The sequence below is a fragment of the Pseudomonas sp. SDO5532_S415 genome (assembly GCF_054071155.1).
The window spans coordinates 1-3,184 of record NZ_JBSVWS010000311.1 but is presented as its reverse complement, the minus strand read 5'-3'; the positions used below and the strand labels follow the sequence as shown (position 1 = coordinate 3,184).

General features: G+C 59.5%; 2 protein-coding genes. One reads left to right on the top strand and one right to left on the bottom strand.

The features are described 5' to 3' along the window. The first annotated feature begins 238 nt into the window (after positions 1-238). Positions 239-1,345 (top strand): NADH:flavin oxidoreductase/NADH oxidase, encoded by a 1,107-nt coding sequence (locus tag ACW9HW_RS29595; RefSeq protein ID WP_457402872.1) that lies wholly within the window; start codon positions 239-241, stop codon positions 1,343-1,345. 67 nt (positions 1,346-1,412) lie between these two features. Here ACW9HW_RS29595 and glpD read toward each other — a convergent pair whose 3' ends face one another. Next, positions 1,413-2,951 (bottom strand): glycerol-3-phosphate dehydrogenase, encoded by a 1,539-nt coding sequence (glpD, locus tag ACW9HW_RS29590; RefSeq protein ID WP_457402870.1) that lies wholly within the window; start codon positions 2,949-2,951, stop codon positions 1,413-1,415. Positions 2,952-3,184: the final 233 nt, after the last annotated feature.

Sequence of the window (3,184 nt, the reverse complement as noted above, 5' to 3'; positions counted from 1 at the left end):
GATTTATGCATGCCCTGTGGGAGCGAGCCTGCTCGCGAAAGCGATTTCCATTACACCAAATCCCTCTGAACCCTCCCTCATCCCCCGTTGTCGACTAGGCTCTAATCACTGCTTGATTTTCCTTGTGACGTCTTGTCGAATTTTTTGCCCGCGGGGGCGGGTGCTGAACCTTTTTCCTGTCACTCGTCGACTTTCAAACAGAACCCTGGAGCCTGCCCACTGATTCGAGAGGTGCCCCATGAGTCTGCTGCTTGAACCCTATACCCTTCGCCAACTGACCCTGCTCAACCGTATCGCGGTATCGCCGATGTGCCAGTATTCCAGCGTCGATGGCCTTGCCAATGACTGGCACCTGGTCCACCTCGGCAGCCGTGCCATCGGCGGGGCGGGGCTGGTATTTACTGAAGCCACGGCGGTCACCGCCGACGGGCGCATCACCGCGCAAGACCTTGGTTTGTGGAACGATGAACAGATCGAACCGCTGCAACGCATCACTCGCTTCATTGCCGCTCAGGGCGCCGTAGCGGGCATCCAGCTGGCCCATGCGGGACGCAAGGCCAGTACCTGGCGGCCATGGCTGGGCACACATGGCAGTGTGAAACCCGCAGACGGCGGCTGGGTACCAGTCGGCCCGTCCTCGATCGCTTACGACCCTGAGCACACAAAGCCCAAGCAGCTCGAAGAAAGCGAGATAGCTGACATTGTTCAGGCCTTCGTCGATGCGGCTAAACGCGCACTCATTGCCGGATTCAAAGTGGTCGAAGTGCACGCCGCCCACGGTTATCTGTTGCACCAGTTTCTTTCGCCCCTGAGTAATCAGCGGCGTGACCAGTACGGCGGTTCATTCGAAAATCGCATTCGTCTGGTGTTGCAGGTCACCGAAGCGGTGCGCGCGGTGTGGCCTGAAGAGTTGCCGTTGTTTGTCCGGGTTTCGGCCACCGATTGGGTGGAGGACGGCTGGAATCCCGACGAAACCGTGGAGCTGGCGCGGCGTCTCAAGTCCCTGGGGGTGGACCTGATCGACGTCTCATCGGGCGGTACGGCGGTCAACGCGGAAATTCCGACAGGGCCTGGCTATCAGACCCGCTTCGCTGAGCGTGTACGCAAAGAAGCAGGGCTTGCTACCGGCACCGTAGGAATGATTACCGAACCGGCACAGGCTGAGCACATTCTGCGCACCTGTCAGGCAGACATCATTTTCCTGGCCCGGGAGTTGTTGCGCGATCCGTACTGGCCACTGCATGCGGATGACGACCTCGGTGGACACAAGGCGGTCTGGCCCGCGCAATACCAACGGGCGACCCATCGAGAACAGCCTATTCATGAATCGGATTTACGTGACTGATTAAAAAAAGCGCAAAAAAAGCCCCTGAATCGTGAGGTTCAGGGGCTTTCGTTTTTCCGGATAACGATCAGGCCGCTTCGATCTTGCTGCGGTTCTGCTCGACCTTGTTCAGGTAATCCTTGAGCGTGTCCTGCTCTGCGGCGGTGGTGAACAAGCCAAGCTTGCTGCGACGCCAGAGGATGTCGTGGGCGGTGGTGGCCCACTCTTCGCTGCACAGGTAATCGACTTCGCGGGTATAGAGACCGCCGCCGATGTGCTCGCCCAGATCGCTCAGGTTTTGTACGCCTTCGAGCATGCGCCAGGTCCGGCTGCCGTAGGTGGTGGCCCAGCGGCGCGAGATCTCGGTCGGAATCCAGTCGTACTTGTCGCGGATCTGCGAGCTCAGCGCTTGCGGGGTGGTCATGCCTTCGCCGCCCGGCAGGGTTTCATTGGCCGTCCAGCTCGGCTTGATGTGTGGGAAGTAGGATGCCAGTTGCGCCAGCGCCGATTCGGCCAGCTTGCGGTAGGTGGTCAGCTTGCCGCCGAACACCGACAGCAGCGGCGCTTCCTCACCGCTGCCCGACAGCGCCAGGGTGTAATCGCGGGTGACGGCCGACGGGTTGTCGGACTCGTCGTTGCACAGCGGACGCACACCGGAATAGCTGTGCAGGATGTCGTCGCGGCTGATCTGCTTTTTGAAGTGGGCATTGACCACTTTCAGCAGGTAATCGGTTTCGCCTTCGGTGATCACCACTTTGGCCGGATCGCCGGTGTACTCGCGGTCGGTGGTGCCGATCAGCGTGAAGTGGTTCAGGTACGGAATGGTGAACACGATGCGCTGATCTTCGTTTTGCAGAATGTGCGCGTGTTCGCCTTCGTACAGCTTTGGCACGATCAGGTGGCTGCCCTGGATCAGGCGGATGCCGTAGGGCGATTCCATTTTCAGGTCATCACGAATGAACTTGGCGACCCAAGGGCCGGCCGCATTCACCAGTGCCTTGGCGCGGATCGAAAACAGACTGCCATCGGCGCGCTCCAGGTGCAGGTGCCATAGGCCTTTGGTGCGACGTGCGCTGACACAGCGGGTCTGGGTGTGGACGTGAGCGCCTTTTTCCCGGGCTGCCATGGCGTTCAACACCACCAGGCGTGCATCGTCGACCCAGCAGTCGGAGTATTCGAAGCCTTTGGTGATTTCGCTTTTCAGGGCGCTGTCCGGGCCGAACTTCAGGCTTTTCGAACCTTTGAGTTGTTCCCGTTTGCCCAGGTTGTCATACAGGAACAGGCCGGCGCGGATCATCCAGGCCGGACGCAGGTGCGGACGATGCGGCAGCACGAAGCGCATTTGCTTGACGATGTGCGGTGCCTTGGTCAGCAGCACCTCGCGCTCGGCCAGAGCCTCGCGCACCAGGCGGAACTCGTAGTGTTCGAGGTAGCGCAGACCGCCGTGGATCAGCTTGCTGCTGGCCGAAGAAGTGTGGCTGGCCAGATCATCCTTTTCGCAAAGGAACACCGAGAGTCTGCGGCCGGCGGCATCCGCTGCGATCCCCACGCCATTGATGCCGCCACCGATGACGGCGATATCGTAGACCTCGGCAAGAGGGGGCGTAGGCAAGGTAGAAGTGGGCATCGGCTAAGGCCTCGGAATTCTTTGATTTTCTGTATTTGAATTCGAACATGAATGTTCATTTGCGAAAATATTAGCCCATAAAGACGCGCACAGCCAGTCGGCTTCGATTGAAAAAACTCATCGAAGGGCGGCCAAAGGAAAATATTCGAACATTCAGGTGCGTGCTGGGGCGCGGGAGGGAAGTGTTTTTGAGATTGCCTTCGCGAGCAGGCTCGCTCCCACCCGTTCAGCGT

Coding starts and splice junctions, on each gene's coding strand:
- ACW9HW_RS29595 (WP_457402872.1), top strand. CDS start 239: ATGAGTCTGCTGCTTGAACCCTATACCCTTCGCCAACTGACCCTGCTC.
- glpD (WP_457402870.1), bottom strand. CDS start 2,951: ATGCCCACTTCTACCTTGCCTACGCCCCCTCTTGCCGAGGTCTACGAT.